Below are 24,511 nucleotides of genomic sequence, written 5' to 3'. Positions count from 1 at the left end.
GCGGAGACTCCTCGTGATGCAGTTCCGACGGGTCAACGGGGCCGGGACCGGCCCCGTTACGGCAGACGCTGGACAGGTGCCGGCGGGCCTTGCGGGGCCGGCGAGGCCGCCGGGAGGAGCGCGGCGATCCGGGCGGTGAAGGCCGACGGGTGGTGGTCACGTTCGACCGCGGCCCGGGCCAGCATGCTCTGCGCCGCGTACCGGGCCGGATCGTCACGGAACCGGCGGACCAGGGACGGCGCCTCGTCGGGTGTACACGGCACGGCGGCCTCCCCGAACGCGGCTCCGAGTCGCTGCGGGACGAGGACCACGCAGCCTGTCGCGGCCGCCTCCAGGGCCGGCCGGGAGATCAGCTCGGCGGTCTGTTCCGGCGGAAAGTGCAGGTAGACGTCGAGCTGGGCGGTGAAGGTCCGCGGGTCCAGGTCGGACGGCTCGTAGACCAGCCAGTGAGCCGGCAGGCCGGGTGGCCGGCGCGGGGTCTCCGGCAGACGCACCCGCACGTCGGCGTCGGTGCAGCGGCGGAGTACGTCGAGGGCGGCGGCCAGATCACCCGGCCATTCACCGGCGTCGCACAGGTCGACCCCGACGACGGCCGGGCCGCGCGGCAGCGGGCGGGCGACATCCACCGGTTCGGCGACCATCGGAAGGTCGAAGTCGACTGAACTCAGGTCGGTGAGCATGGTCCGGACAGCAGGGTCCTGCGGCGCCCACACCGGCGGCGCGCCGAACAAGCGGGTTGCGGCAGCCGAGACCGCCGCGCCGGTGTAGCGCCGGTCACTGCCGTCTCGCCGGGCCGGGGCCCGGTCGGCGACGATCACCACCCGCCCGGCCCGCAGCGCACACCCGTCCTCGGGCGCGAACTGCAGCACCTCCGGCTGCCGGACCAGCACCAGACCGGCGGTGACGTCATCGGTCTCCAGCACCTGCTCCAGCCGACCGGAGTTGATCAGCCGCTGGACTCCGGGGCTCAACGACCGCCGCTGCCGGTGAACCGACCGCAGCGACTCCAGGTGCAGGATCGCCACCGAGAGCCCGGCCGACCGCAGCGCGCGGATCTCGGCGAGTGCCGACCGCTGGACCCCGGTGAGGAACCGCCAGTCGGCGGCGACCACCACGTCGAACCGGCGCGCCCCCGCGGTACCGCTGAGGTGGGCCGGCACCACGAAGGGGCGGTCTGCCCGGTCCCGGTGCAGCGGCCGGGTGGTGGCGTGCCAGCAGCGGTACGCCGACATGTACGCCGTCCGCGCCGGATGCATCCAGTAGGCACGGATCTCCGACCGGGACAGTGAACCCTCGGAAAGCCTGATCAGAGCCAGTGGTTTCGCGACCCGGCGTACCGCATCGGTGCCGAAGGTGGTCTGGATCCGCTCCAGGAACTCGGAGTCGGCCGCCTTGCGCACCGGATCGAACCAGCCGATCCGTCTGATCACCGCCTCCCGCCGGAACAGCAGCGACGACACGTTGACCCGGCCGCGCCGGATGCCGGGCCGGGTCATCACCAACCGGTCGGTGACGCTGATGCCCTCCGAGGTGGTGGCCACCACGGCCGGGTCGAGGAGCAGCGGCCGGACCTGCAGTTCGACGCGGCGCGGATGGGACCAGTCGTCGGAGTCCTGGAAGGTGACGAAGTCGCCGCGGGCCGCCTCCAACCCGGCGTTGCGGGCCGCGTAGGTGCCGCCGTTGGCGGGCATCCGGATCAGCCGGACCCGCGGGTCGAGGTCCTCGGCGGCGGCCAGGATCGCGTCGTGCTCCGGCGGCGACGCGTCGTCCACGACGATGATCTCCAGATCCGGCCAGGACTGGGCGACGATCGAGCGGACCGCGGTGAGCAGCCCCTCCCCCGGCCGGTACGCGGTGACGACCACCGTGACCCGTTCCCCGGCGGTCTCGGCGGGATGCCCGGCGGAACCGGTGAGCCGGTCGAACGGAGCCTTCTCCGGGGCGGCCGACAGGATCGGTGCCGGTGCCGGGAACAACGCCCCGAACCGGGCGAGCCAGGCCTCCATCTCGGTGGCACCGCCGGCGAACGGGTTGGCCAGATCGATCTCCAGCGACTCGCGGGCCGCCACCGGGATCCGCCGGTACGCCCCGAGCAGCTGCCGAGCGTTGGCCGGCCCCTGCCACGCGTACACCAGCTGGACGTGCAACGCCTGGTGGGCCGGCGGCAGGGCGCGGGCACCGCGGGCGGTACGGATCAGCGCGTACAGGGCGAGCGCGTCGTCCCGGTCGCCGGGCAGCTCGTCCTGCAGGGCGATGGTCTGCGCCAGCCCGGCCAGCGCCGCCGGATCGACCGGCCGCCGGATCCGGCGGGTGTCGCCCTTGCGGGCCGCCTCCAGCACCTCGTCCAAGCCGATCCCGGCGGCCCGGGCCAGCACCCTGCGGGCGGCCACCGAGCGGTTGCGCATCGCCGTGTTGGGCAGCGACACCTCCGCCCCGGCGCCGGCGAGGGCGACGTGATCGTCCAGCAACGCGACCGGCTGCGCCTCAGCCATCGACTCTCCGTCCGTACCCGATTCGTGTCCTTTCGGATCAACGCGGGTGCGTCGGCGGAGTGACGCTAGACCGCGGCCAGGACGGCGGCCTCCACCCGCTTCCGTTCGTCGGCCGAAGCCCACGTTCCGACCAGGTAAAACGCGTCGACGACGTCACTGCCGAGGGTGGAGATGCGGGCCGCGCGGATCTCCGCACCGGCTTCGTCGAGGGCGTGTGTCACGCGGTAGAGCAGGCCGGGCGAGTCGGCGGCGCGCAACTCCAGCACCACCGCGTCGGTGGCCACGTCACGCTGCCACACCACCCGGGGCGAGGCGGTCCCGCCGCGCGCGCTCATCGCGCGGGCGCGGACCCGCTGGGTCACCGAGACGTCACCGGCGCCGACTCGGCGCAGATCGGCGGCAAGAGCGACGGGATCGTACGGCGACCCGTACCGAGGCGACGTGGAGAACTCCACGATGGCCCGCCCGTCCACGGTGATCGTGTCGGCCGCGACCACGTCGAGCCGATGCATGGCCAGGCACGCCGCGACTCCGGCGAGCAGCCCGCGCCGGTCGGCGGCGGCCACCGCCACCCGGTCGCCGTCCAGGTGCACCACCGGCAGGGCGCCGTCGAGCAGTTCCGGGTCGGGTTCGGGCGGCTCGGGCAGGGCGCCGGTGTCGAGCGCGGTGTCCACCTTGTCGACCAGTTCGGCGATCAGCCGGCCCTTCCAGTCCGACCAGGCGGCCGGGCCGGTGGCCAGCGAGTCGGCGCGGGCCAGGGCGTGCAGCAGGTGCAGGGTGTGGGTGTCGCCGACCTTCTCGGCCACGGTGGAGATGGTCTTCGGGTCGCTCAGATCACGTCGGGTCGCCACGTCCGGCAACAGCAGGTGCAGCAGCACCATCTTCTCGACGGTGGCGACGTCGGCCGGGCGCAGGCCGATCCGGGTGGCGATGTCGGCGGCGATCGGGGCGCCGACGATGCTGTGGTCGCCCGGCAGGCCCTTACCCACGTCGTGCAGGAAGGCACCGATCAGCAGCAGGTCGGGGCGGTCCACCTCACGGGCGAAGGCGGTGGCCTCGTAGGCGGCCTGCACCAGGTGCCGGTCCAGGGTGTACCGATGGATCGGGTGGTGCTGCGGGAGGCTGCGCATCCGGGCCCACTCGGGCAGCCACGCGTCGATCAGGCCGTACCTGTCGCAGGTCTCCCAGGTGGGCAGCAGGCCGGGCCCGGAGCCGAGCAGCGAGACCAGCGCGGCGCGGGCGGCGGGCGGCCACGGCGACGGCAGCGGCGGGCAGAAGGCGGCGAGCCATTCGCAGGTGGCCCGGGCGATCGGCAGCTGGGTGATGGCGGCGGCGGCCGCGACCCGCAGCGACAGGCTGGGGTCCGGGACCGGCCCGATCGCGGTGCGGGCCAGCACCAGCTCGCCGTCCTGTTCGACGACGTCGCGAGCGACCGGGCGGCGGCTCGGCGGGGCGGCGGGGCCACCTCGGCGGCGGCCGTTGCGCAGACGGTCGATGGCCCGCCAGGCGTCGTCGACGGCGTGGGCGACGGTACGGGCGTCGCCCGCCACCCGTCGCAGCAGATTGTCCGGGTCGTCGATGTCGAGCAGGTCGGCGACGGCCTTGCGTTCCTGGGCGACGAGCCGGTCCACGCGGCGGCCGACGGCGAGGTGCAGCGCGTCGCGGGTGTCGAGCAGGCGCAGGGTGGCGGCCCGGACGGCGGGGCGCATGGTGTCGGCGATCCCGGCGCGGCCGATGCCGCGCAACAGGGTCACGTCGCGCAGGCCGCCGGAGGCCTCCTTGAGGTCGCCCTCGAGCAGGAAGGCCAGCTCGCCGTGCTGGGTCCAGCGGCTGGTGGTGAGCTCACGCAGCTGGGGCATCAGCCGGACCGCGGTGCGCCGCCACTGGTCGGAGACGGCGGCGATCAGCTCGGCGGAGAGGGTGGCGTCGCCGGCCAGGTGCCGGGCGTCGAGCAGGCCGAGGGAGACCTTCACGTCGTCGTGGGCGACGGACAGGGCTTCCGGGAGGGTACGCACGGAGTGGTCCAGCCCGAGGCGGGCGTCCCAGATCGGGTACCAGAGCGAGGAGGCGATCCGGTCGATCCCGGCGGTGCCGTTGTGCACCAGCACCAGGTCGAGGTCGCTGTAGGGGGCGCAGTCGCGCCGGCCGAGCCCGCCGACCGCGATCAGGCTGACGCCCGGCAGGTGGGACGGGAAGAGCTGCTTCAGCCAACGGTCCAGCGCCGCCGCCCGCTGGTCACGGGCGGCGGCGCCGATGTGGTCCTTCAGTTCGTCGAGCGAGCCGCCCGCGGCCGGACGTGCGGGCGGGGCCGGCGGCTCACTCAACGGGTTCGTCATCGGATCAGAGTGCGTCGAGGCCGCGCTCGCCGGTACGGACCCGGACGACCTCGTCGATCGAGGTCACCCAGACCTTCCCGTCACCGATCTTGCCGGTCCGCGAGGCGCCGACGATGGCGTCGACGATCTTCTCGACGTCGATCTCGTCGGTCAGCACCTCGACCTTGATCTTCGGCAGGAACTCGACCGTGTACTCGGCGCCCCGGTACACCTCGGTGTGGCCCTTCTGCCGACCGTATCCCTGCACCTCGCTCACGGTCAGCCCGGCGACGCCCAGAGCGTGCAGAGCCTCCTTCACCGCGTCGAGCTGGTACGGCTTGATGACCGCGGTCACCAGCTTCATGCTCAGTCCTTCCATTGCAGCCATCGGGGGAATCTAGCTGGAGACCTTCTGGCTGACGGAAGCCTTGCCGTCAGCGTCCACGGTTTCCTTGGTGCCGATACCGGCCAGGGCGAACGCGCCGCCCCCGCCGGCCCCGGAGGCCGGGGTGAAGTCGTAGCCGGTCTCGCCGTGCGCCGAGATGTCGATGCCGCCGACCTCGGACTCGTCGCTGACCCGGCCCAGCTTGACGGCCTTGAGGATCAGGGCCAGGACCGCGGCGACCGCGAAGGAGTAGACGGTGACCAGGGCGCTCGCCTCGAACTGGCGCAGGAGCTGGGTGGCGCCGCCGCCGTAGAACAGACCGTTGGAGGCGTTGAGGATCTTCTCGTCGGTGATGCCCGCGTTGACCGAGTCGGTGGCGAAGAAGCCGATCGCGAGGGAGCCGATCCAGCCGCCGACGAAGTGGACGCCGACCACGTCGAGCGAGTCGTCGTAGCCGAGCTTGTACTTGAGGCCGACGGCCAGGGCGCAGAGCACACCGGCGACCAGACCGATGATGACGGCCGGCAGCGGCTCGACGAAACCGCAGGCGGGGGTGATGGCGACCAGACCGGCGACCGCGCCGGAGGAGGCACCGACCAGAGTCGGCTTGCGGTCCCGGATCCACTCGACGGCGACCCAGCCGACGAGCGCGGCGCCGGTGGCGACCTGGGTGTTGATGAAGGCGATGACGGTGGTGCCGTCAACGGTCAGCTCGGAGCCGGCGTTGAAGCCGAACCAGCCGAACCAGAGCAGGCCCGCGCCGAGGGCGACGAACGGCACGTTGTGCGGCCGCATGTTGTCCTTCGGCCAGCCGATCCGCTTGCCGAGGACCAGGACCAGCGCGAGCGCCGCGGCGCCGGCGTTGATGTGGACCGCGGTACCACCGGCGAAGTCGAGCGCCCGGATCGTGGTGCCGATGAAGCCGCCACCCCAGACCATGTGCGCGACCGGGATGTAGACCAGGGTGAACCAGCCGAGAGCGAACAGCACCCAGCCGCCGAACTTCATGCGGTCCGAGATCGCGCCGCTGATCAGGGCGACCGTGATGATCGCGAACATCATCTGGAAGACCAGGAAGGCGTACGTCGGGATGCCGGTGTTGGCCCCGAAGAACAGCCACTCCTCAGTGATCTTGGCGGCGTCGGCGCCGAGGTAGTCGAAGTTGCCGATGATGTTGTTCAGGCCGGAGCTCTCGTTGACCCCGAAGGCGAGGCTGAAGCCGTACAGAACCCACAGGACGCTGATGAGCCCGAGACACGAGAAGCTCATCATCATCATGTTCAGAACGCCCTTGGACCGGTTGAGGCCACCGTAGAACAGCGCCAGACCCGGTGTCATGAGCAAAACGAGCGCAGACGACAGGAGCAACCAGGCGGTATTGCCGGTGTTGATCTCCACGCTGCCTCCTCTCGGAATAAGGTGTCCTCGCACACCGGACCTGGGGCAACGCCGCCTGTCGGCCGGTTCGGCGCGAAGCTTTCCGGCCTGCTGTTTCGAGCACGGTCTTCGCGCGATTTCCGAGACGTCACGCGTTGTTTCCGACGTGTGAAGAAAACCTCACAGTCTGCAGAGAAGGGCGCCTGAGCTGCCACGATATCGGCGCTTTAGCCCGATCGCAGGCCTTTAGCGCAGCGCATACTCCAGCGTGTGGCGCTCGTAATCGAGCAGCCGCAGGTCGCGCATCGGGCGGCGCAGGTGGCCCTTGTGCACGATCCGGACGAACGCCGGATCGCCCGCCGCGGCCATCCGCCGGATGCCCTCGACGTGGTCGACGATCCGCTTGCGGATGGTCCGCACCAGGCGGTGCCGGTCGCGCGGGATCAGACCGTACGCGTCCGCGAACAGGCGCAGACGCCGTGGCCGGTTCGGCCGCTTCCAGCCGAGGGTGTAGGAATCCCGGTCGCTGAACAGCGGAACCCAGGTCCACGCGGCATAGGCCACGTCGTAGAGCCGTGAGCCGGGCGACGCCAGATCGAAATCGATCAGGGCCAGCGTGCCGTCCGGCCGCCAGACCACGTTGTGCGGGGCGGCGTCATGGTGACAGATCACCTCGGTGTCCGGCGGGGGCGGCCCGAACGAACGCCAGACCGCGCCCGGCGGGGGGACGAAGCCATACTGCGCGTCGTGGAACATCCGCAGCATCGTCCCGACGGTGACCAGCGCCTCCTCGGTCACCCAGTGCGGGGCCAGCGGATACTCGCCGCACTCCCCATCCAGATAGGAGAGGACCTCACGGCCCTTCTCGTCCATGCCGAGGGCGTGGGGCGAGCCGGTGAACCCGACCCGCTCCAGGTGCAGGAGGAGAGCGTGCACGGCGGGCGTCCACGGCCCCGCGTTGCGTCGGACCGTGTCGCCGATCCGGGAGACCGTAGAGACGTTTCCACCGTGCAGCGGTATCTCGCGCAGCGGCTCCTGCGTCACTCACGGCCTCCCAGACTTATGGTGCACACCCGCGAGCCTACGCGTCCCCGTCGACAAGAGCCTCGACGAAGGCCTTCGGCTCGAACGGGGCGAGGTCGTCCGGCCCCTCGCCGAGGCCGACCAACTTGACCGGGATCCCGAGTTTGCGCTGCACCGCGATGACGATGCCGCCCTTGGCCGTGCCATCCAGCTTGGTCAGCACCACACCCGTGACATCCACCACCTCGGTGAACACCCGGGCCTGCTCCAGACCGTTCTGCCCGGTGGTCGCGTCGAGCACGAGCAGGGTCTCGTCGACCGGGCCGTGCTTCTCCACCACCCGCTTGACCTTGCCCAGCTCGTCCATCAGGCCGACCTTGTTCTGCAGGCGGCCGGCGGTGTCGATCAGCACGGTGTCCACACCCGTGTCGATACCCCGTTTCACCGCGTCGAACGCCACGCTGGCCGGGTCTCCCCCTTCCGGGCCACGGACGGTCTCGGCGCCGACCCGCTCACCCCAGGTCTGGATCTGGTCGGCCGCGGCGGCCCGGAACGTGTCGGCCGCCCCGAAGAGCACGGTGCCGCCGTCGCCGATCAGCACCCGGCCGATCTTGCCGCAGGTGGTGGTCTTGCCCGCACCGTTGACGCCGACGACCAGGACCACGGCCGGCCGGCCCTCGTGCGACGCCGTCTTCAGGCTGCGGTCCAGGCCCGGCTCCAGAGCCTCCACCAGCTCCTCGATCAGCTGCTCACGGACCTCGGCGACGGTCCGGGTGCCGAGGATCCGGACCCGCTCGCGCAGCCGCTCGACGATCACCTGGGTGGCCTCGATGCCGACGTCGGCGGAGATCAGGCTCTCCTCGATCTCCTCCCAGTCCTCCTCCTCGAGGTGGTCCCGGGAGAGGACGCTGAGCAGGCCACGACCGAGCACGCTCTGCGACCGGGCCAGGCGGGCCCGCAGCCGGACCAGGCGGCCCGCCGACGGCTCCGGCTTCTCGACGACCGGCTTCTCGACGACCGGCTCTTCCTCGACGACCGGCGGGGTCTCGACGACCGGTTCCTCGACGACGACCGGCGCGGGCGGTGCGCCGGGCTGCTCGATGAGCGGCGGAATCTCCTCCTCGACCGGCGGCACCGTGGGCACGCTGGGCGGCGGCGGGAGATCGCGGCGCCGCATCCTCGGCACCACCAGCCCGACCGCTCCCACGATCAGGACGACGAGCAGGATCACTGCGGCGACCACGTATTCCATGCCCGAATCCTGACAGATGAGTCGTCCGGGCGTGGCGGAGGCCGGACGGCTGGCGATTCCGGGCTGGATTGACGGAGGATGGGACGCCCCTTGAACCCCCCGTGGAGGGATCCCATCCGGTGACCGCTCAACTTCTCGTCGGACCGGTGCTGCGCCGAGTCGACGGCGACCGCGCGACCCTGTGGCTGGAAACCAGCTCGCCGGCGCAGGCGCGGGTCGAGGTGGACGGCGCGGGCGCCGGGTCTGCCAAGACCTTCTCGGCGTACGGCCACCACTACGCGATGATCACGGTCGACGGTCTCGCTCCCGATTCGGCGAACCCGTACCGCCTGTTCCTGGACGACCGGCAGGTCTGGCCGGAGGCCGACTCGGAGTATCCGCCGCCGGTGATCCGCACCCGGGCCGCCGACGACGCCGCCCAGCCGGTCAGCCTGATCTTCGGCTCGTGCCGGAAGGGCACCCCGCAGGTGAGCGGGCGCTGGCTCCCGCCGGACGCGCTGGACGCGTTCTCCAGACGACTGATGACCGATTCGGAGACCCGCCCCGACCTGCTGGTCCTGCTCGGCGACCAGGTGTATGCCGACGAGACCTCGCCCAAGGTGCGCCGTTTCCTGCGCGCCCGCCGGAAGAACGGGCACCAGGGCCCGACCGATCAGGTCGTCGGCTTCGAGGAGTACACGAAGCTGTATCTGGAGTCGTGGCGTGACCCTGAGGTCCGCTGGCTCTTCTCCACCGTGCCGAGCGTGATGATCTTCGACGATCACGAGCTCATCGACGACTGGAACACGTCCGCCTCCTGGCGCGCCGACATGGCCGCCCAGCCGTGGTGGCGGGAGCGGATCTCGGCCGGCCTGGCCTCGTACTGGATCTACCAGCACCTCGGCAACCTGAGCCCGGACGAGTTGGCCGCCGATCCGCTGTTCCGCAAGGTGACCGAGGCCGAGGACGCCACCGATCTGCTCCACGAGTTCGGGCTGCGGGTGGACGAGCCGGGGTCCGCGGAGAACACCGATGTGCCGTACCAGTGGAGTTTCGCCCTGGACATCGGTCGGACCCGGCTGGTCGTGCTGGACAACCGCTGCAACCGGGTGCTGACACCGGGCGCCCGGGCGATGCTGCCGGCCGCCGAGTGGAACTGGTTCGTCAACCGGGCCCACGGCGACTACGACCACCTGGTGGTGGGTTCGTCGCTGCCGTGGCTGATGCCGCCCGCCATCCATTACCTGGAGGCGTGGAACGAGCGGATCTCCGAGTCGCACCGCCGCCGGTCGGCGGCGTTCGGCGAGAAGGTACGGCGGACCTTCGACCTGGAGCACTGGGCCGCGTTCGGCAAGTCGTTCACGGCCCTGGGCGAGTTGTTCCGACGACTGGGCGAGGGCGGGCCGGAGGCGCCCGGGCACCGGGTCGGCGCCGGTGGGGCGTATCGTGCGCCGGCCTCGATCAGCGTGCTCTCCGGTGACGTTCATCACTCGTATGCGGCGCGGGCCGACTTCGGTCATGCCATGGCGACCCCGGTCTACCAGCTGACCTGCTCACCGATCCACAACGAGGTGCCGCTGCCGCTGCGGCCGCTGATGCGGGTGGCCTGGTGGCCGGGGGTGGTCCATGCGGTGCGTGCGCTCGCTCGGACCATGTCGGTGCGCAAACCGGCGCTGCGGTGGAAGAAGCTGGCCGGGCCGTATTTCGGCAACGCGGTCGGCACGCTGCGCCTGGACGGCACGGTCGCCAGCGCCCGGATCGAGGGCACCACCAAGGAGGGCGACCTGCACGACGTCGTCTCGGTCGACTACCACCCCTGAAACGACGATCGGCCCCGGCGATCACGCCGGGGCCGATGCACGGGTGAGTCAGTCGTCGAGGCGCGGCAGGGTGGCCTTGCCCTTGTGCCACCGGCCGCCTTCGGGAACGTGAAGACCTGGCCCTTCTCAGCGGCGTCGCAGGCGGCGATCTTCAGCTGGAGCGGGGTGGTCTCGCCGGCCTTGTGCACCTGGAGGCACCAGGGCTCGCCGCCCTCGATCATCCGGGCGGTCTGCATCAGATACTTCGTCGAGCCGGGCGCGAGCGGTGTGGTCACATCCTCAGGGGAGGACCACACCCGGTCAGCCCACGAACACGGCACATGGCATCAAACCGGTAGATCGAGAACCTTACGCAGATACGGTACGTGTTCCGGCCCGGCCCACCGGTATCCGGAGAGCCCCGCCGAGCGGGCACCGCGGATCACCCGATCGTCGTCGTCGACGAAGAGCACGTGCTTGGGCAGCACCCGGAGCTGCGCACAGGCCTGCTCGAAATACTCCGGGGCGGGCTTGTGCACCTTCAGCTCCCAGGAACTGAGCACCAGGTCGACCTCCGCCGTGAGTCCGAGCGTGTCCAGGTCGGGGCGGAGCCGGTCGGTGGCGTTGGTGGCGATCGCGACCTTCCGCCCGCCGGCCCGCACCTCGCGGACGAAGGCGAGCACCTCGGGGTCGACGTCGCCGCGGTAGGACTGCCACTCGGCGACCGCGGCGGCGGCCCGCTCCGGCTCCAGCGGCAGTCGGTCGGCGACCAGCTTCATCCACTCGGCGTCGGTGATCTCACCGGCCATCGCGGGCCGGTAGATGTCCCACGACATCGCCGTCTCCAGCAGCGAGGCGGGCTTGAGGCCGTACCCGACCTCGACGGCGATCATCGGGGCCGGGTCCCAGCGGCGCAGCACGCCGTCCAGGTCGATCATCAGGGCCTGGGCGCGGTCGCGCATGTAGTCGGTTTCCCTACTCCTCGGGGTCGCGCGCGAGGCGCTGGCTGATCACCTGGGTGACGCCGGCGCGCATCGTGACGCCGTACAGGGCGTCCGCGACCTCCATCGTCCGTTTCTGGTGCGTGATGATGAGCAGCTGGCTCTTCTCCCGCAGTTGCTGGAAGAGGGTAATCAACCGGCCCAGGTTGACGTCGTCGAGGGCCGCCTCGACCTCGTCCATGATGTAGAAGGGCGAGGGCCGGGCCCGGAAGATGGCACAGAGCATCGCCACCGCGGTCAGCGAGCGCTCGCCACCGGACAGCAGCGACAGCCGCTTGATCTTCTTGCCCGGCGGGCGGGCCTCCACCTCGACGCCGGTGGTGAGCATGTCCTCCGGGTCGGTGAGGATCAGCCGGCCCTCACCACCCGGGAAGAGCACCTGGAAGACCTGCTGGAACTCACGGGCGGTGTCCTCGAACGCCGACGTGAAGACCTCCAGGATCCGGTCGTCGACGTCCTTGACCACGGTGAGCAGGTCCCGGCGGGTGGCTTTGAGGTCTTCCAGCTGGTCGGAGAGGAACTTGTAACGCTCCTCCAGGGCCGCGAACTCCTCCAGCGCGAGCGGGTTGACCTTGCCGAGCAGGGTCAGGTCACGCTCCGCCTTGTTGGCCCGCTTCTCCTGGGTGGGCCGGTGGAACGGGGCCGGCTGCGGCTCGGGCTTGCCGTCCTTCTCGGCCTGGGCCACCTCGGCCTGGGTCGGCGGCACCGGCTGGTCCGGACCGTACTCGCTGATCAGGGTCTCGACGTCGAGCGAGAAGTCCTCGGCGGCCTTCGCCTCCAGCTGCTCGATACGCATCCGCTGCTCGGCACGGGCCATCTCGTCGCGGTGCACCTCGCTGGTGAGCCGCTCCAACTCGGCCACCAGACGCTTGGCGTGCGCCCGCACCTCCTGGAGCTCGGCCTCCCGGCTGGTCCGCTCGCTGGCGAGCCGGTCGCGACGGTCGGCCGCGGCGGCCAGCGAGACGGCGACGTGTTCCAGGGCGGCGGCCGCGCCGTGCGCGACCGCGCGGGCGATCTCGGCGCCGCGGGCGCGTGCCGCGCGCCTCGCGGCGGCCCGTTCCCGGGCCTGCCGTTCCTGGTTGGCCTGACGCATCAGCGAGTCGGCGCGGCCGGCGATGGAGGAGACACGTTCCTCAGCGGTACGGACCGCGAGTCGCACCTCCATCTCGTTCTGCCGGGACTGGGGCACCAGTGCGGCGAGCCGATCGCGTTCCTCGGTGGACGGCTCCTCGTCGAGCGGGGTGTCCTCGGCCAGACGCAGCCGCTCCTCCAGCTCGGCGACCCGCATCAGATCGGCCTCGCGGGCGGCCTCGGCCTTCTGCCGGGAGGCACCGAGCCGCTCGCTCTCCGCCTTCGCGGACCGGGCGGCGGCGCCCAGCTCGGCCAGACGCCGGGCGGCCGCATTGCGCTCGCCCTCGGCGGCCCGCTTGGCCTGCGCGGCCACCGCGACCGCCTGCTTGAGCTCGGCGACCTCGGCCCGTGCCTCACCGAGCTGTTCCTTGACCTCGGCGATGGTCTGCTCGGCGACGGCGCGCTTGGCCTTCGCCTCGTCGACCGCGGCCTGGACCTCGATGTAGCTGGTCGCCTTGGCCGAACCACCGGCCGCCGCATAGGTGCCGAGCACGTCGCCCTCGGGGGTGACCGCACGCAACTCACCGTTCGCCGCGATCAGGGCGGCCGCCGCGGCCAGGTCGGGGACGAGCACCACGTCGCGCAGCGCCCGGTTGACCGCGGGTCGGAGCTGCTCCGGGCAGTCGACCACCTCCGGCGCCCAGACCGCACCGTCGGGCAGGCTCGGGCGCAGGTTCGCGAGTGAACCCCGCATGCCGGGCCCGGCCGATCCGGCGACCATCAGGTCGGCCCGGCCGGCGTCAGCGATCTTGAGGGTACGCATCGCCTCGATCGCCTCGTCCACGCCGGACAGGGCGACCGCGTCGGCCAGCCCGCCCAGCGCCGCGGCGAGCGCCACCTCATGACCGGGTCGCACGCTCAGCATCGACGCGAGGCTGCCGAGCAGACCCGGCACCTGACCGGCCCTGGCCAGCAGCGCCCCGGCGCCGTCCTTGCGCTTGAGGCCCATGGCGAGGGCCTCCTCACGGGCCTTCCAACTGGCCGCGTCCTTCTCGGCGGCCCGCTCGGTGTCGCTCAGCTCCCGGACCACCGCGGCGGCCCGGTCGTGGGCGGCCACCGCCTCGTCGTGGCGCGCGTCGAGGTCGGCGTTGTCCCGGTCGGCCTCGGTGGACTCGGCCGACACCAGGTCGACCTCACCCTGCGCGGCCTCGGCCCGCATCAGTGCGTCCTCGTGGGCGATCGCCAGGCGCTCGATCTCCTCGGCGGCGCTCGTGGTCCGGGCGCGGGCCGCGTTCACGTTGCCGGTGAGCTTGGCCAGGCCCTCGCGGCGGTCGGCGATCGCCTTGGCGGCGGCCCGCAGCTCCCCCTCGGCGGCGGCCAGCAGGCGCTCCTGCTCCTGCCGGTGCTCGACCGCCTCGGCCAGGCGCATCTGGTCCTCGGTGAGGGCCTCGCGGAGCTCCTCCTCCTGCTCGCGGACCCGCTCGGCCTCGGCCTCCAACATCTCCGGATCGCGGCCGGGACGCTCGTCGTCGGGGGTGGCGGCCAGGTGTCGCAGCCGCTCGGTGGCCAGTTGCTCGGTCGACCGGAACCGCTCCTGAAGAGTGGACAGCTTGTACCAGGAGTCCTGCGCGGCCTGGAGCAGCGGCGCGTCCTCGGCGTGCGCGAACTCCAGGTCGGCCAGCATCCGCTGGACCTCGCGATTCTCCTCCTCGACCTCGCCGCGACGCTCCCGCATCGCCGACTCGTCGGCGATCTCCCGATCCAGGGTGGTGCGCAGCGTGTGCAGGTCGTCGGCGAGCAACCGGAGCCGGGAGTCACGCAGGTCGGACTGGATGCCGGCGGCCCGGCGGGCCACCTCGGCCTGCCGGCCGAGCGGCTTCAACTGCCGCCTCAGCTCGGCGGTCAGGTCGCCCAGGCGATTCAGGTTGACACCCATGGCGTCCAGCTTGCGGATCGCCTTTTCCTTGCGTTTGCGATGCTTGAGTACGCCCGCCGCCTCCTCGATGAACGAGCGGCGGTCCTCGGGTTTCGCGTGCAGCATGGCGTCGAGCCGGCCCTGGCCGACGATGATGTGCATCTCCCGGCCGATACCGGAGTCGCTCAGCAGCTCCTGGATGTCGAGCAGCCGGCAGGAGTTGCCGTTGATCTCGTACTCACTGGCGCCGTCCCGGAACATGCGACGGGTGATCGACACCTCGGTGTAGTCGATCGGCAGGGCGCCGTCGTTGTTGTCGATCGTGAGCGTCACCTCGGCCCGGCCCAGCGGGGCGCGCCCGGCCGTACCGGCGAAGATGACGTCCTCCATCTTGCCGCCGCGCAGTGCCTTGGCGCCCTGCTCGCCGAGAACCCAGGCGATGGCGTCGACGACGTTGGACTTGCCGGAGCCGTTCGGCCCCACCACGCAGGTGATGCCGGGCTCCAGCCGCAACGTGGTGGCGGAGGCGAAGGACTTGAAGCCCTTGACCGTCAGGCTCTTGAGGTGCACGGATCTCCGGAGTGTCGTCTGCTGTTCGTCTGCTGGGTGGCAGGCTACCCGCCGATCGCCGCTGACACAGGAATCACGTGGTGAGAAAAAGCTGCGCGCCGCCACGGGAGTGGAGGCGCGCGTTTTCTCTGGTGCATCTGGTGTGCGAGGGGATTTCGATGCCGGATGGCTACCCCGCAGTACCGCCCGGCATCAGGGGGCTCAGGTCAGAGCGGGCTCGGTCAGCCGCGCGAACTCATCCGCCTCAGCGGCCGCCGCCGCGAGACGATCGTTCTCCGCCTGAAGACGGGTGACCTCGAACTCCAGGGACTGGACCCGGGAGCGCAGTCGGGTGACCTCGTCGAGGAGGCGCCGGTCGGGCGCCGCACCTACGTGGCCAAAGAGGGCCTTCGCCATCGTGACTCCTTGTGACGCGCTGCGTCGATTTATGGTGCGCTGTCTTTTATCGCTGCCGGAAAAGCCGGCCAGCGTGGCGCCCTTTTGCACGCACCCGAGCGGTTCAGTGCGCAGTGAACCTCATGCGAACCGACACACCACATGCTCACGGGCACGCGTGAGCGCAGAATCCCGCCAATGAAACTGCGGGGCTCTTTATGGTGCAAGACCTCAAGCCACGGTTGAACCGAGGCATGAGTGGGCGCGACTGGCGACAACTCCATAGTCCGCCGATACCCATCCTCCGTCAAGCCGAGGCAGTGCCGGTTACGCGCGCAACTCAAGTGAATCACGCCACCAAGGCAGCTCGCGGCGACGATGTGGGTATCCCACCAGGTCTTATACATCTTTCGCGGGGATGTCGATCTCGTCAAGACCAGTCCGTTTCGGCAAGATCCGACCGTCTCGGACAGCGTCGTCCCGTTCCGTCCGGCCGGCTGACGTCGGATGCCACACGGAGGGTTCCCGGGACACGACTTCGGGTCACCGCGGGGCGATCCGGCGGCCGCGGCGCACGGGATCGACGGATCTGCCGGGTACCGGCGGCGGCGGACACCGACAAACCGGGTCGCACGTCGTGGCCTTTCGGGCAAAAACGGGCAAAGCTGGCTGACAAATAGTGCCAAATGGGACGTAATTTTGTCGCCTAGCCGACATGCTCCGGCAACTTCACCGGGTTGTGTCGTTGCCTCCAGCGTGAATCCGACCCCGTCGCGCGAGCGCATCTGTCTGCTCACCGGCGGCGGGTACCCGTACCGGCGGGACGCCCTCGGAGGATGGTGCCGGGCCCTCGTCGAGGGGCTGCGCCGGTTCCGCTTCGAGTTGCTGACCGTCACGGACCGTGAACTGCCGTCCGCACCCGCGTACCCGCTCCCGTTCAATGTCGGCTCCGCGCACGCCGCCGCGCTGGGCCGGGACCAGGGCCGTGCCGAACGACGGCGCGGCCCGGTACCCGACGGCGCCGCCGAAGCCGCCGTGCTGCTCTGCCGCGGCCTGCTCGGCGACGAGACGCCGATCACCGCACAGTTCGCCGACGGGCTCCGGCGCGTCAGCGGACTCTGCCCGCCCGGCACCGACACCGACCCGCTGGCCCGGCTCCCCCTGACCGACGCGCTCCAGGAGGCCTGGCGGCAACGGCAGACCGACGCCGCCGACGGCACACCACTGCCCCGGCTCAGCGTGCGCGACGCCCGGGCCGCGGCCACCCTGCTCCGGCACGCGCTGCGAGCCGTCACCGTGCCGGTGCCCGAGGTCGAGCTCGTGCACTGCGTCGGCGGCACCACCCCGCTGCTGGCCGCGCTCGCCGCGCACTGGCGCACCGGGACGCCGCTGCTGCTCACCGAGGCGCGGGCCGCCGTACCCCGGCAGCGTCCCGGCGAGGACCGGTTGTCGCCGAGCGTCCGCGCCGTGCTGCGCCGGTTCCGGACCGCAGTCGCCCGCACCGGCTACACCGAGGCCGAGCTGATCGCGCCGCTCAGCACCTACCACCACGGGTGGGCCCTCGGGCACGGCGCCGAACCCGCCCGGCTCGTCCAGGTGCCGGCCGGAGTCGACCCGCGCGAGTACCCGGGCGTCGCCGAGCCGTCCGAGACACCCGCCGTCGTCTGGGCCGGCAGCGGTGGACCGGACAGCGGGCTCGCCCTCGTCCTGGAGGCCTTCACCGAGGTCGCGGCGGCCGTACCGGGTGCGGTGCTGCACCTGGTCGGGGTCACCGCCGCGCACGAGGAGCACTGCGCCGAGCAGATCGAACGGACCGGGCTCGGCCGGACGGTACGGCTACACCCGCTGCCCGCCGACCCCCGCGACAGATACACCGTCGGACAGGTCGTCGCCCATGTGCCGGGGCCCGCCGATCCGCCGTACCGCCTGGTCGAGGCGATGATGTCCGGCCGACCGGTGGTCGGCGTCGACATCGGGCCGGCCGGCGAGACGCTCGGCGACACCGGGATCCTCGTCCCCGCCGGCGACCCGTCCGAACTCGCCATCGCCATCGTCGGCCTGCTCCGCGCCCCCGCGCGGCGGCGGGCCCTCGGCGACGCGGCCCGTCAGCGCGCCCTCAGCCACTTCACCGTCGACCGGGTCGTCCGGGTGTACGGCGCGCTCTACACCGACCTGGCCGCGCCACCCCCGGCGACGGCCTTCGAACTGGCGCTCACCGTTCCCGCGCCCCGGAACACCACGCCGGCGACCGTGCGCTGGCTCACTCGGGAGACCTCATGACGATCACTCCGCGTGGCGCGGGCGGGACCGCCACCACACGTACCGCCCGTAACCGCAACCGTCGGCGACAGCAGAACGCCACCGGTGAACCCCGGCACGCCGCACCCGGCCAGCCCGAACTCGCCCCGTCCCGGCGGCGGGGCGGACGGCACGCGGCCGACGAGCCGGTCCCGCCGGACCCCACCGGCACGGCGGAGACCACCGGCGCTTCGGTCGACGACGTCGAGTTCCCGGCACCGGCCTGGGATCCCTGGGCGACCAGCACCCGACACGCCCTACCGGCCGCTCCCGACGATGCTCCGGCCGAGGATGCCGAATCCCCCGCACCCGCCTGGAACCCCTGGGCGACCAGCACCCGACCCGCCCTACCGGCCGCTCCCGACGACGCTCCACCCGAGGCTTCGGGTGTGGTGGGACGCCGGATCCTCTGGTCCGCGCCCGACGACCGGGAGCCGGCCGTCGGCTGGGACGCCGGGACCGGCAGAACTCCGGCGGTGGGCTGGGCCGGAGCCGACGACGCGTCGACCGGCCGTCGATCCGGGGCGGACCACGGCTCGGCGGGCGGCTGGACCGGGACGGATCGCCACGGGTGGGCCGACGCGACCGGGAGCTGGGCCGGGGCCGTCGGCGTCACCGGTGCCGCGGACCGGGCCGCGCCCGTCGGGTGGGCCGATGAACCCACCGGCTGGGGTGATGCCGGCCGGGCCCATCCGAGCAGTTGGACCGACCACACCGGCCTGACCGCCCTCCCCACCGCCTCGCACGGCGGGACCGGCACGGACCGGCGAGCCGGATCGGGCGGCGGGAACGACTTCGCCGACACCGGCACCTGGCTCGGCCCGGTGACCGACTGGACCGGCACCTCCGCCGACGGCTGGACCGAACCGGCGGCCGAGGACGCGGCCGTCGAACGGCTCTGGCTCGAACTGAGCGAACTCGACGACTCCGAGGTGTCACCACAGGCCGCGGAAACCACGGATGGCAGCCGGCGTGGGTCGTACCGCACCGGACGCCGGCACATCGGCCGCTGGTCGCATGCGCGGCGAACCCGCAGCGCCTATCTGAACGCCGCCCTCGTCCGCTGCGGGGTCTATCTCGGCGCACTGAGCGTCGCGATCGCCGCCGCCGAACCGCTCGGGCGGGTCGCCTGGCCGGTGCCGGCTGTGATGGTGCTGCTCGGATGGACCGCCGCACAGGCCCTGACCAGCATGGGAGTCACCGTCGCGAGGCGCGGTGGACCGGGTGCCGCGGCGCGGACCGTCGGAGCCGGATTCGCGGCGGTCATCGGGCTCTGGTGCGCGCTCGTGTGGATCGCACCGGACACCCTCCTCGGGCCGAACCGGCTGCTCGCCGCCACCGCCGGCATCGGCGGCCTGGTCACCCTGGCGACCGTGACCGCCGCGCTCGTCACCAGGGCGGAGAGCGCGGTCGCCGGCTGGTACACACCGTGCTGGCTGCTCGCCGCGGCCGCGATGGCCGACGCCGCCGGGGTTCCCGAAGCGGGCCTCGTTCCGGTACAGACGATGCTGCCCGCGGCGATGGTGGCGGTCGCGATCCGGGCGTTCCAGCCCGCGTTGCTCCCGTCGCCGGCGGACCGGGCCGCACGTCGCACCGCCGGCCGGAGGACACGACTCACCTCGTCCACCGAACGCGGGGCTCGGCTCACCGCCGCGGATCGGCGACGGGCCTTCGCCTACCTGGTCATCGGGGCCGCCCAGGCCTTCTCGGTGATCCTGCTGTGGCGCGGTGGACCGGACGTGATGCCACTGCCCGCCGCGCTGCCGCTGCTCGTCGCGGTACCGCTGCTCGAAGGGTTGATCGGCTGGCACACCGACCGCATCGACGCCGGCCTGGACGCGGCCGTCACGCCCGAGCAGTACGACAGGCACGTCCGCAACGTCACCATCATCACCCTGGCCGGACTGCTGCCGCCGCTCGCCGCCGGATGCGGGTTGCTCGTCGCCGCCTACCGACTGCCCTACGGGTTCTCGGTCGTGCCCGGCGCCCGTGACGCGGTCCTCGCGCTCGCCGCCGCCACCCTGCTCGGCGGGGTGTTCGCGGTGACCTTCCTGCTGGCCGCCCGCACCCGGCACGGGATCGCCGCGACCCTCGCCGCCATCCCGCCGCTGGCCGCCGCGGTGCTCGCCCTGTTCGCCTCGCCGTCCGGGCTGCTGCCCGCGGCCGTCGCGGTCCTCGCCGCCACCCATCTGGCCGGACTGCTCATCGTCGCCCTGACCGCCGCCGACCTACGGAGGACGCCGTGAAAACCCTGTTCCCCCCGTACGCCCATCCGTCGCCCGAGCTGGAACTGGACGCCGACACCTGGATCGTCCGCGAGCAGCCCGGCGACCGACGCACCCTGCACCAGTCCCTCGGCCGGATCGACCTCGATTGGGGCAGTCGTTCCCTGGCCGACGTCCTGGCCGATGTCGACGCCTGGCGCGCCGACGGGGTCGAGGGGTTGTTCCTCGACCGGGCGCCGGCCGGTTCCGGCGGGGTGGGACCGGTTGCGCTGACCGTTCGCCTCGCCGCCCGACGCGGCCTGCACCGGGTGGTACTCAATCCGGGGGTGCCGACTCATCCGCTGTACCGGGATCTGGGTGTGCGGATCTGCACCTTCGAGGGGCCCTGGTCGGCGTATCAGAGCTGGGACGGCGACGGGGTACGACCCGGCGACGGCCACATCGTGTACGGGGTACCCGCCCCGCTGCTCACCGCCGCCCGCCGCCTGATGGGCCGGCGGGGAGCCGGGTTCGGACTGGCCACCGATGCCGCCCCGCAGGTGAGCGAGACCCCGGCCGGCACCCCCGGCTAGTTCTCAGGGCTGTCCCGGCGAGCCCGGGACAGCCCGGTCACCGGCGCACACGCCCGGCGGTCGCGTTGGAGGCCGGGCGTGGTTTCGGGCTTCGCGCTGTAGCCACGGGAGGGGTGGGCTGCGGTCGAGGGCGGCCCACGGCGTACCGGATCAGGGCTTGCGGGGTTTGGGTTGGCAGCGGGGGCAGCTGAAGCTGGACCGATTCATGAACTGCTCGCGACGGATGATCGCGCCGCAACGATGGCAGGGCTCGTTCTCGCGGCCGTAGGCGTTGAGGGACCTGTCGAAGTAGCCGCTCTCGCCGTTGACGTTGACGTAGAGCTCGTCGAAGCTGGTGCCACCGGCGACGATGGCCTCGCCGAGGACGTCACGGACATGGCCGAGGAGCCGGGCCACGGCCGGGCGGGTGAGCTGGTCGGTGGGCCGTGTGCCGTGCAGCTTGGCCCGCCAGAGGGCCTCGTCGGCGTAGATGTTGCCGACCCCGGAGATCAGGGTCTGGTCGAGCAGGGCCCGTTTGACCTCGGTGTGCCGGCCACGCATCCGGGCGTTGAAGGCCGCGTCGTCGAAGAGCGGGTCCATCGGGTCGCGGGCGATGTGCGAGATCTCGTCGGGGAGTTCGGCGCCGCCCTCGGAGACCGACAGGCCGCCGAACGTGCGCTGGTCGACGAACCGCAGCTGCGGGCCGCCGTCGGTGAAGGTGAACCGGATCCGCAGGTGTTTCTCGTCCTCGGCGTCGGCCGGCTGCATCAACAGCTGGCCGGACATGCCGAGGTGGCCGATGATCGCGTCACCGGAGTCGAGCGGCAGCCACAGGTACTTGCCGCGGCGGGAGACGTCCAGCACGGTACGCCCGGCGAGCACCGCCGCGAAATGGGCGTCGCCGGGCAGGTGCCGCCGGATCGCGCGCGGGTGCAGCACCTCGGCGGTGGCGATGGTGCGGCCGGTCACCCACTTCGCCAGGCCCATGCGGACGGTCTCGACCTCGGGAAGTTCGGGCACTTCAACGTCCTTTACAAGGTGTACGGCCAGACGGTGACCAGGTAGGCGCCGTACCAGAGACCGAACAGCGCCCACGCGGTGATCGACAGGACCGCGACCCGGGGGCGGGCGCGGGCGGCCGCCACTACGGCGGGCAGCAGCGTCAACAGTACGGGCAGCAGCAGCCGCGGCTTGGAGTGGTAGAACCCGGCCTGCCCGTAGACGAGGATCATCGCGACCACGCCGTAGACGGCCAGCGGCAGCCACGGTTTCTGGGCCAGCGCCACCCCGGCCGCGGCCAGTGCCACGAGCAGGATCAGCGCGACACTCATCGGGATCCAGCCGTCTCCGGTCCGCAGCGTGGTCCAGAGGAACTGCGCGGTGCTGGAACCGTAGTCGAACGAGGTACCCCAGCCGGCCGTCTGGATCTTGAACCAGGCGGTCAGGTCGCCCACCCGGTAGGCGACCCAGCCCAGGTAGGCCGGCACCCCCGCGAGCGCGATCGCGGCCGCGGTCAGCGGCTTCCATTTCGGCTGGTCGTCGCTTTTCAGGGCGAGCAGCGCGGCCACCGCGAGAGCGAGCGCGGCGGCGGCACCGGTCGGCCGGCTCAGCGCGGTGAACAGGCCGAGAAGCCCGGCCGCCCACCAGACCCGACGGTGCGCGGCGACGAACATGCCGGCGACCAGGGCGATGTAGAGACTCTCCGAGTACGCCATGGACAGCACCACGGAGGCCGGGGCCGAGCAGCAGATGGCGACCAGGGCCCAGCCGGCCCGCTTGCCGTAGAGCGACGAGCCGAGCAGGTGCAGGGCGATCGCGGCGCAGACCGAGGCGAGCCAGGCCACGGTGAGGGCGGCCGCGCTCGGGTCGACGCCGATCGCGGCACCGGCCCGGATCAGCATCGGGTAGACCGGGAAGAACGCGAGCTCGTTGCCTTCGAGCTGGCCGGTGGCGCTGTAGGTGTAGCCCTCCGGGTAGCCGTCCATGGCGACCCGCAGGAACCAGCCGGCGTCCCAGATCAGCAGTCGTTCCCAAAGCGAGCGGGGCTCGGCGACGCCCCCGTTCAGCCACCAGATCATGATCAGTTGACCGATCCGGGTCAGCGCCAGGATGCCGACCGCGGTGCCGATGCCGCGCAGCTCGCCGGCTCGGTCCCAGAGGTCCTCCTTCGTGGGTCTCTCCACGACGGCGGTCACGATTCGGTCTTCTCGGACTGCTCCGTCAAGGTGCGCCAGGCGGCCGCGGCGGCCCGCTGCTCGGCTTGCTTCTTGCTGCGGCCCTCGGAGCCGCCGTACCGCTCACCGGCCACCACGACCCAGGCGGTGAACGTCTTCGCGTGGTCCGGGCCGGAGTCCTCGATCTCGTAGTCCGGCACGCCCAGACCGAGCGCCGCAGTCAGCTCCTGGAGGCTGGTCTTCCAGTCCAGCGCGGCGCCCCGACCGGCCGACTCGGCCATCAGCGGGTCGAACAGCCGGTGGATCACCTCGCCGGCGATCTCCAGCCCGTGCTCCAGGTAGATCGCGCCGAGCAGGGCCTCCAGGGTGTCGGCCAGGATGCTGGCCTTGTCCCGGCCGCCGGTGGTCTCCTCGCCCTTGCCGAGCAGCAGGTGCGGGCCGAGCCCCTCCGGGCCGAGCCCGCGGGCCACGTCGGCCAGCGCGTGCATGTTGACCACGCTGGCCCGCAGCTTGGCGAGCTGGCCCTCGGGCAGGTCCGGGTGGTTGTGGAACAGCGCGGACGTGATCACCACACCGAGGACCGAGTCGCCGAGGAACTCCAGGCGCTCGTTGGTCGGCAGGCCACCGTTCTCGTACGCGTACGAGCGGTGGGTCAGCGCGCGTTCCAGCAGTTCCGGCTTGAAAGGGACACCGAACGCCTCCTCCAGCGGTTCAGTGGAGGGGCGACGACGCTTGTCAATCATTCGATACCTCGCTGAGCGCTCAGAAGATCGGCGATCGCCGCGACCGAGTTGCGGCGGTGCAGGTCGGCCGCGAGCGCGATGCCCGCGGCGAGATCCGGGCCGGTGGCCGCGCCATGGCAGACGACGACCGTGCCGGTGACCCCGAGCAGCAGCGCTGCCCGGGCCAGCGGATCGGTGTTCCGGGAGGGTGGGCCGGACAGGGCGTACGCCGTCTCCAGTCCTTTGAGTAGGACATTTCCGGTGAAACCGTCGGTCACCACGACGTCGGCGGCGCGGCCCAGGACGATGTCGCCGCCCTCGACCAGGCCGGCGTAGCGGGCGCCGCCGGGCAGCGGCAGGTCGACGAGCTGGGCGGGCAGGGCACGGCGCAGGCGGTCACCCTTGCCGGGCTCGGTGCCGATGGTGAGGAGCCCGACGCGGGGCGCGGGCATTCTCAAGACGACCGAGGCGTACGCCGCACCGAGGCGCGCGTGCCACGCGAGGGTCTCCTCGTCCGGATCGACCGAGGAGCCGACGTCGAGCAGGACGAGACGGCCGGCCGCGGTCGGCAGCACGGCGGTCAGGGCAGGGCGGCGGATTCCGGGCCAGCGGCCCAGCTCACGGGCGGCGGAGAGAACCGTGGCCCGGGTGTCGCCGGCGGAGACCAGGGCATCGGCCCGCCCCTCGGCGACGGTGTGAATCGCGGCACCGACGGCATCGGTCGGGGCGGCGACAGTGGTGATCCGGCGGCGGTCGCCCGGTTTCAGGGCGGCCAGAACCGCGTCGGCGGCATCGGCCGGGCCGACGAGTGTCAGCTGAAGGGCCGGGTCTGCCTTGCAAGCACGCAGAGCGCCGTCAACCACGACGGCGGGAGCCTGGTCCCCGCCGAGGAGGTCGACGGCGATCCGCGCGGTGCCCGGCTCCCCGACAGTGCGCTGTCCAGGAGCCGTGGCACCGGTGGCTCGCCACCGCTCGGGCACGACCCGC

The 24,511-nt window shown here is 72.0% G+C and carries 18 protein-coding genes; 4 read left to right on the top strand and 14 right to left on the bottom strand.

Annotation, left to right across the window (positions count from 1 at the left end; genetic code table 11):
• Nucleotides 1–56 precede the first annotated feature (56 nt).
• The 6 genes from Q0Z83_RS49430 to ftsY all read right to left on the bottom strand — a co-directional run bounded on the left by Q0Z83_RS49430 (nucleotide 57) and on the right by ftsY (nucleotide 8,844).
• On the bottom strand, nucleotides 57–2,492 hold the full coding sequence (locus Q0Z83_RS49430; protein WP_317790511.1) for a glycosyltransferase family A protein: 2,436 nt from the start codon (nucleotides 2,490–2,492) through the stop codon (nucleotides 57–59).
• Nucleotides 2,493–2,557: 65 nt separating this feature from the next.
• A complete protein-coding gene (locus Q0Z83_RS49425) occupies nucleotides 2,558–4,828 on the bottom strand; it encodes a [protein-PII] uridylyltransferase (protein ID WP_317790510.1) in 2,271 nt (756 codons plus the stop codon).
• Nucleotides 4,829–4,832: 4 nt separating this feature from the next.
• Nucleotides 4,833–5,171 carry a P-II family nitrogen regulator gene (locus Q0Z83_RS49420; RefSeq protein ID WP_170167218.1) on the bottom strand — a complete coding sequence of 113 codons (339 nt, stop codon included), beginning with the start codon at nucleotides 5,169–5,171 and terminating at the stop codon, nucleotides 4,833–4,835.
• Nucleotides 5,172–5,204: 33 nt separating this feature from the next.
• A complete protein-coding gene (locus tag Q0Z83_RS49415) occupies nucleotides 5,205–6,590 on the bottom strand; it encodes an ammonium transporter (protein WP_317790509.1) in 1,386 nt (461 codons plus the stop codon).
• A gap of 225 nt (nucleotides 6,591–6,815) precedes the next feature.
• Nucleotides 6,816–7,613, bottom strand: a complete 798-nt coding sequence (locus Q0Z83_RS49410; protein WP_317790508.1) for a phosphotransferase — start codon at nucleotides 7,611–7,613, stop codon at nucleotides 6,816–6,818.
• A gap of 37 nt (nucleotides 7,614–7,650) precedes the next feature.
• Complete coding sequence (ftsY, locus tag Q0Z83_RS49405; RefSeq protein WP_317790507.1) at nucleotides 7,651–8,844, bottom strand: signal recognition particle-docking protein FtsY; 1,194 nt, start codon at nucleotides 8,842–8,844, stop codon at nucleotides 7,651–7,653.
• A 119-nt stretch (nucleotides 8,845–8,963) separates the two neighbouring features.
• Between ftsY and Q0Z83_RS49400 the strand changes: the two genes are divergently transcribed.
• Entirely contained in the window at nucleotides 8,964–10,643 is a 1,680-nt protein-coding gene (locus Q0Z83_RS49400; RefSeq protein ID WP_317790506.1) for an alkaline phosphatase D family protein, read from the top strand.
• On the opposite strand, the gene Q0Z83_RS49395 is transcribed toward Q0Z83_RS49400, so the two are convergent.
• From Q0Z83_RS49395 to Q0Z83_RS49380, 4 genes are all read right to left on the bottom strand, one after another.
• Nucleotides 10,631–10,918 (bottom strand): hypothetical protein, encoded by a 288-nt coding sequence (locus Q0Z83_RS49395; RefSeq protein WP_317790505.1) that lies wholly within the window; start codon nucleotides 10,916–10,918, stop codon nucleotides 10,631–10,633. The genes Q0Z83_RS49400 and Q0Z83_RS49395 overlap by 13 nt on opposite strands.
• Nucleotides 10,919–10,969: 51 nt before the next feature.
• Nucleotides 10,970–11,584 carry an HAD family hydrolase gene (locus tag Q0Z83_RS49390; RefSeq protein WP_317790504.1) on the bottom strand — a complete coding sequence of 205 codons (615 nt, stop codon included), beginning with the start codon at nucleotides 11,582–11,584 and terminating at the stop codon, nucleotides 10,970–10,972.
• A 13-nt stretch (nucleotides 11,585–11,597) separates the two neighbouring features.
• On the bottom strand, nucleotides 11,598–15,179 hold the full coding sequence (gene smc, locus Q0Z83_RS49385) for a chromosome segregation protein SMC (RefSeq protein ID WP_317790503.1): 3,582 nt from the start codon (nucleotides 15,177–15,179) through the stop codon (nucleotides 11,598–11,600).
• A 201-nt stretch (nucleotides 15,180–15,380) separates the two neighbouring features.
• Nucleotides 15,381–15,575, bottom strand: a complete 195-nt coding sequence (locus tag Q0Z83_RS49380; protein WP_043532705.1) for a hypothetical protein — start codon at nucleotides 15,573–15,575, stop codon at nucleotides 15,381–15,383.
• A 735-nt stretch (nucleotides 15,576–16,310) separates the two neighbouring features.
• Here Q0Z83_RS49380 and Q0Z83_RS49375 point away from each other — a divergent pair.
• From Q0Z83_RS49375 to Q0Z83_RS49365, 3 genes are all read left to right on the top strand, one after another.
• Nucleotides 16,311–17,834 (top strand): DUF3492 domain-containing protein, encoded by a 1,524-nt coding sequence (locus tag Q0Z83_RS49375; RefSeq protein ID WP_317790502.1) that lies wholly within the window; start codon nucleotides 16,311–16,313, stop codon nucleotides 17,832–17,834.
• A gap of 494 nt (nucleotides 17,835–18,328) precedes the next feature.
• Complete coding sequence (locus Q0Z83_RS49370) at nucleotides 18,329–20,098, top strand: hypothetical protein (protein WP_317790501.1); 1,770 nt, start codon at nucleotides 18,329–18,331, stop codon at nucleotides 20,096–20,098.
• Nucleotides 20,095–20,649 (top strand): spherulation-specific family 4 protein, encoded by a 555-nt coding sequence (locus Q0Z83_RS49365; protein WP_317790500.1) that lies wholly within the window; start codon nucleotides 20,095–20,097, stop codon nucleotides 20,647–20,649. The genes Q0Z83_RS49370 and Q0Z83_RS49365 overlap by 4 nt, the downstream gene beginning before the upstream one ends.
• Nucleotides 20,650–20,799: 150 nt before the next feature.
• Here the strand turns inward: Q0Z83_RS49365 and mutM are convergent, their stop codons facing one another.
• From mutM to Q0Z83_RS49345, 4 genes are read right to left on the bottom strand one after another with little or no spacing between them, the layout of a single operon-like run.
• Nucleotides 20,800–21,648: a bifunctional DNA-formamidopyrimidine glycosylase/DNA-(apurinic or apyrimidinic site) lyase gene (mutM, locus tag Q0Z83_RS49360; RefSeq protein WP_317790499.1), complete on the bottom strand. Its 849-nt coding sequence runs from the start codon at nucleotides 21,646–21,648 to the stop codon at nucleotides 20,800–20,802.
• An 11-nt stretch (nucleotides 21,649–21,659) separates the two neighbouring features.
• Nucleotides 21,660–22,823 carry a mannosyltransferase family protein gene (locus Q0Z83_RS49355; protein ID WP_317790498.1) on the bottom strand — a complete coding sequence of 388 codons (1,164 nt, stop codon included), beginning with the start codon at nucleotides 22,821–22,823 and terminating at the stop codon, nucleotides 21,660–21,662.
• A complete protein-coding gene (gene rnc / locus Q0Z83_RS49350; RefSeq protein WP_317790497.1) occupies nucleotides 22,820–23,545 on the bottom strand; it encodes a ribonuclease III in 726 nt (241 codons plus the stop codon). Before rnc ends, Q0Z83_RS49355 begins: the two co-directional genes overlap by 4 nt.
• Complete coding sequence (locus Q0Z83_RS49345) at nucleotides 23,542–24,504, bottom strand: phosphate acyltransferase PlsX (RefSeq protein ID WP_317797340.1); 963 nt, start codon at nucleotides 24,502–24,504, stop codon at nucleotides 23,542–23,544. The genes rnc and Q0Z83_RS49345 overlap by 4 nt, the downstream gene beginning before the upstream one ends.
• Nucleotides 24,505–24,511: the final 7 nt, after the last annotated feature.

This window comes from Actinoplanes sichuanensis (genome assembly GCF_033097365.1).
GTDB lineage: Bacteria > Actinomycetota > Actinomycetes > Mycobacteriales > Micromonosporaceae > Actinoplanes > Actinoplanes sichuanensis.
The sequence above is the reverse complement of the archived record's forward strand: the minus strand, read 5'-3'. Positions and strand labels throughout refer to the sequence as shown.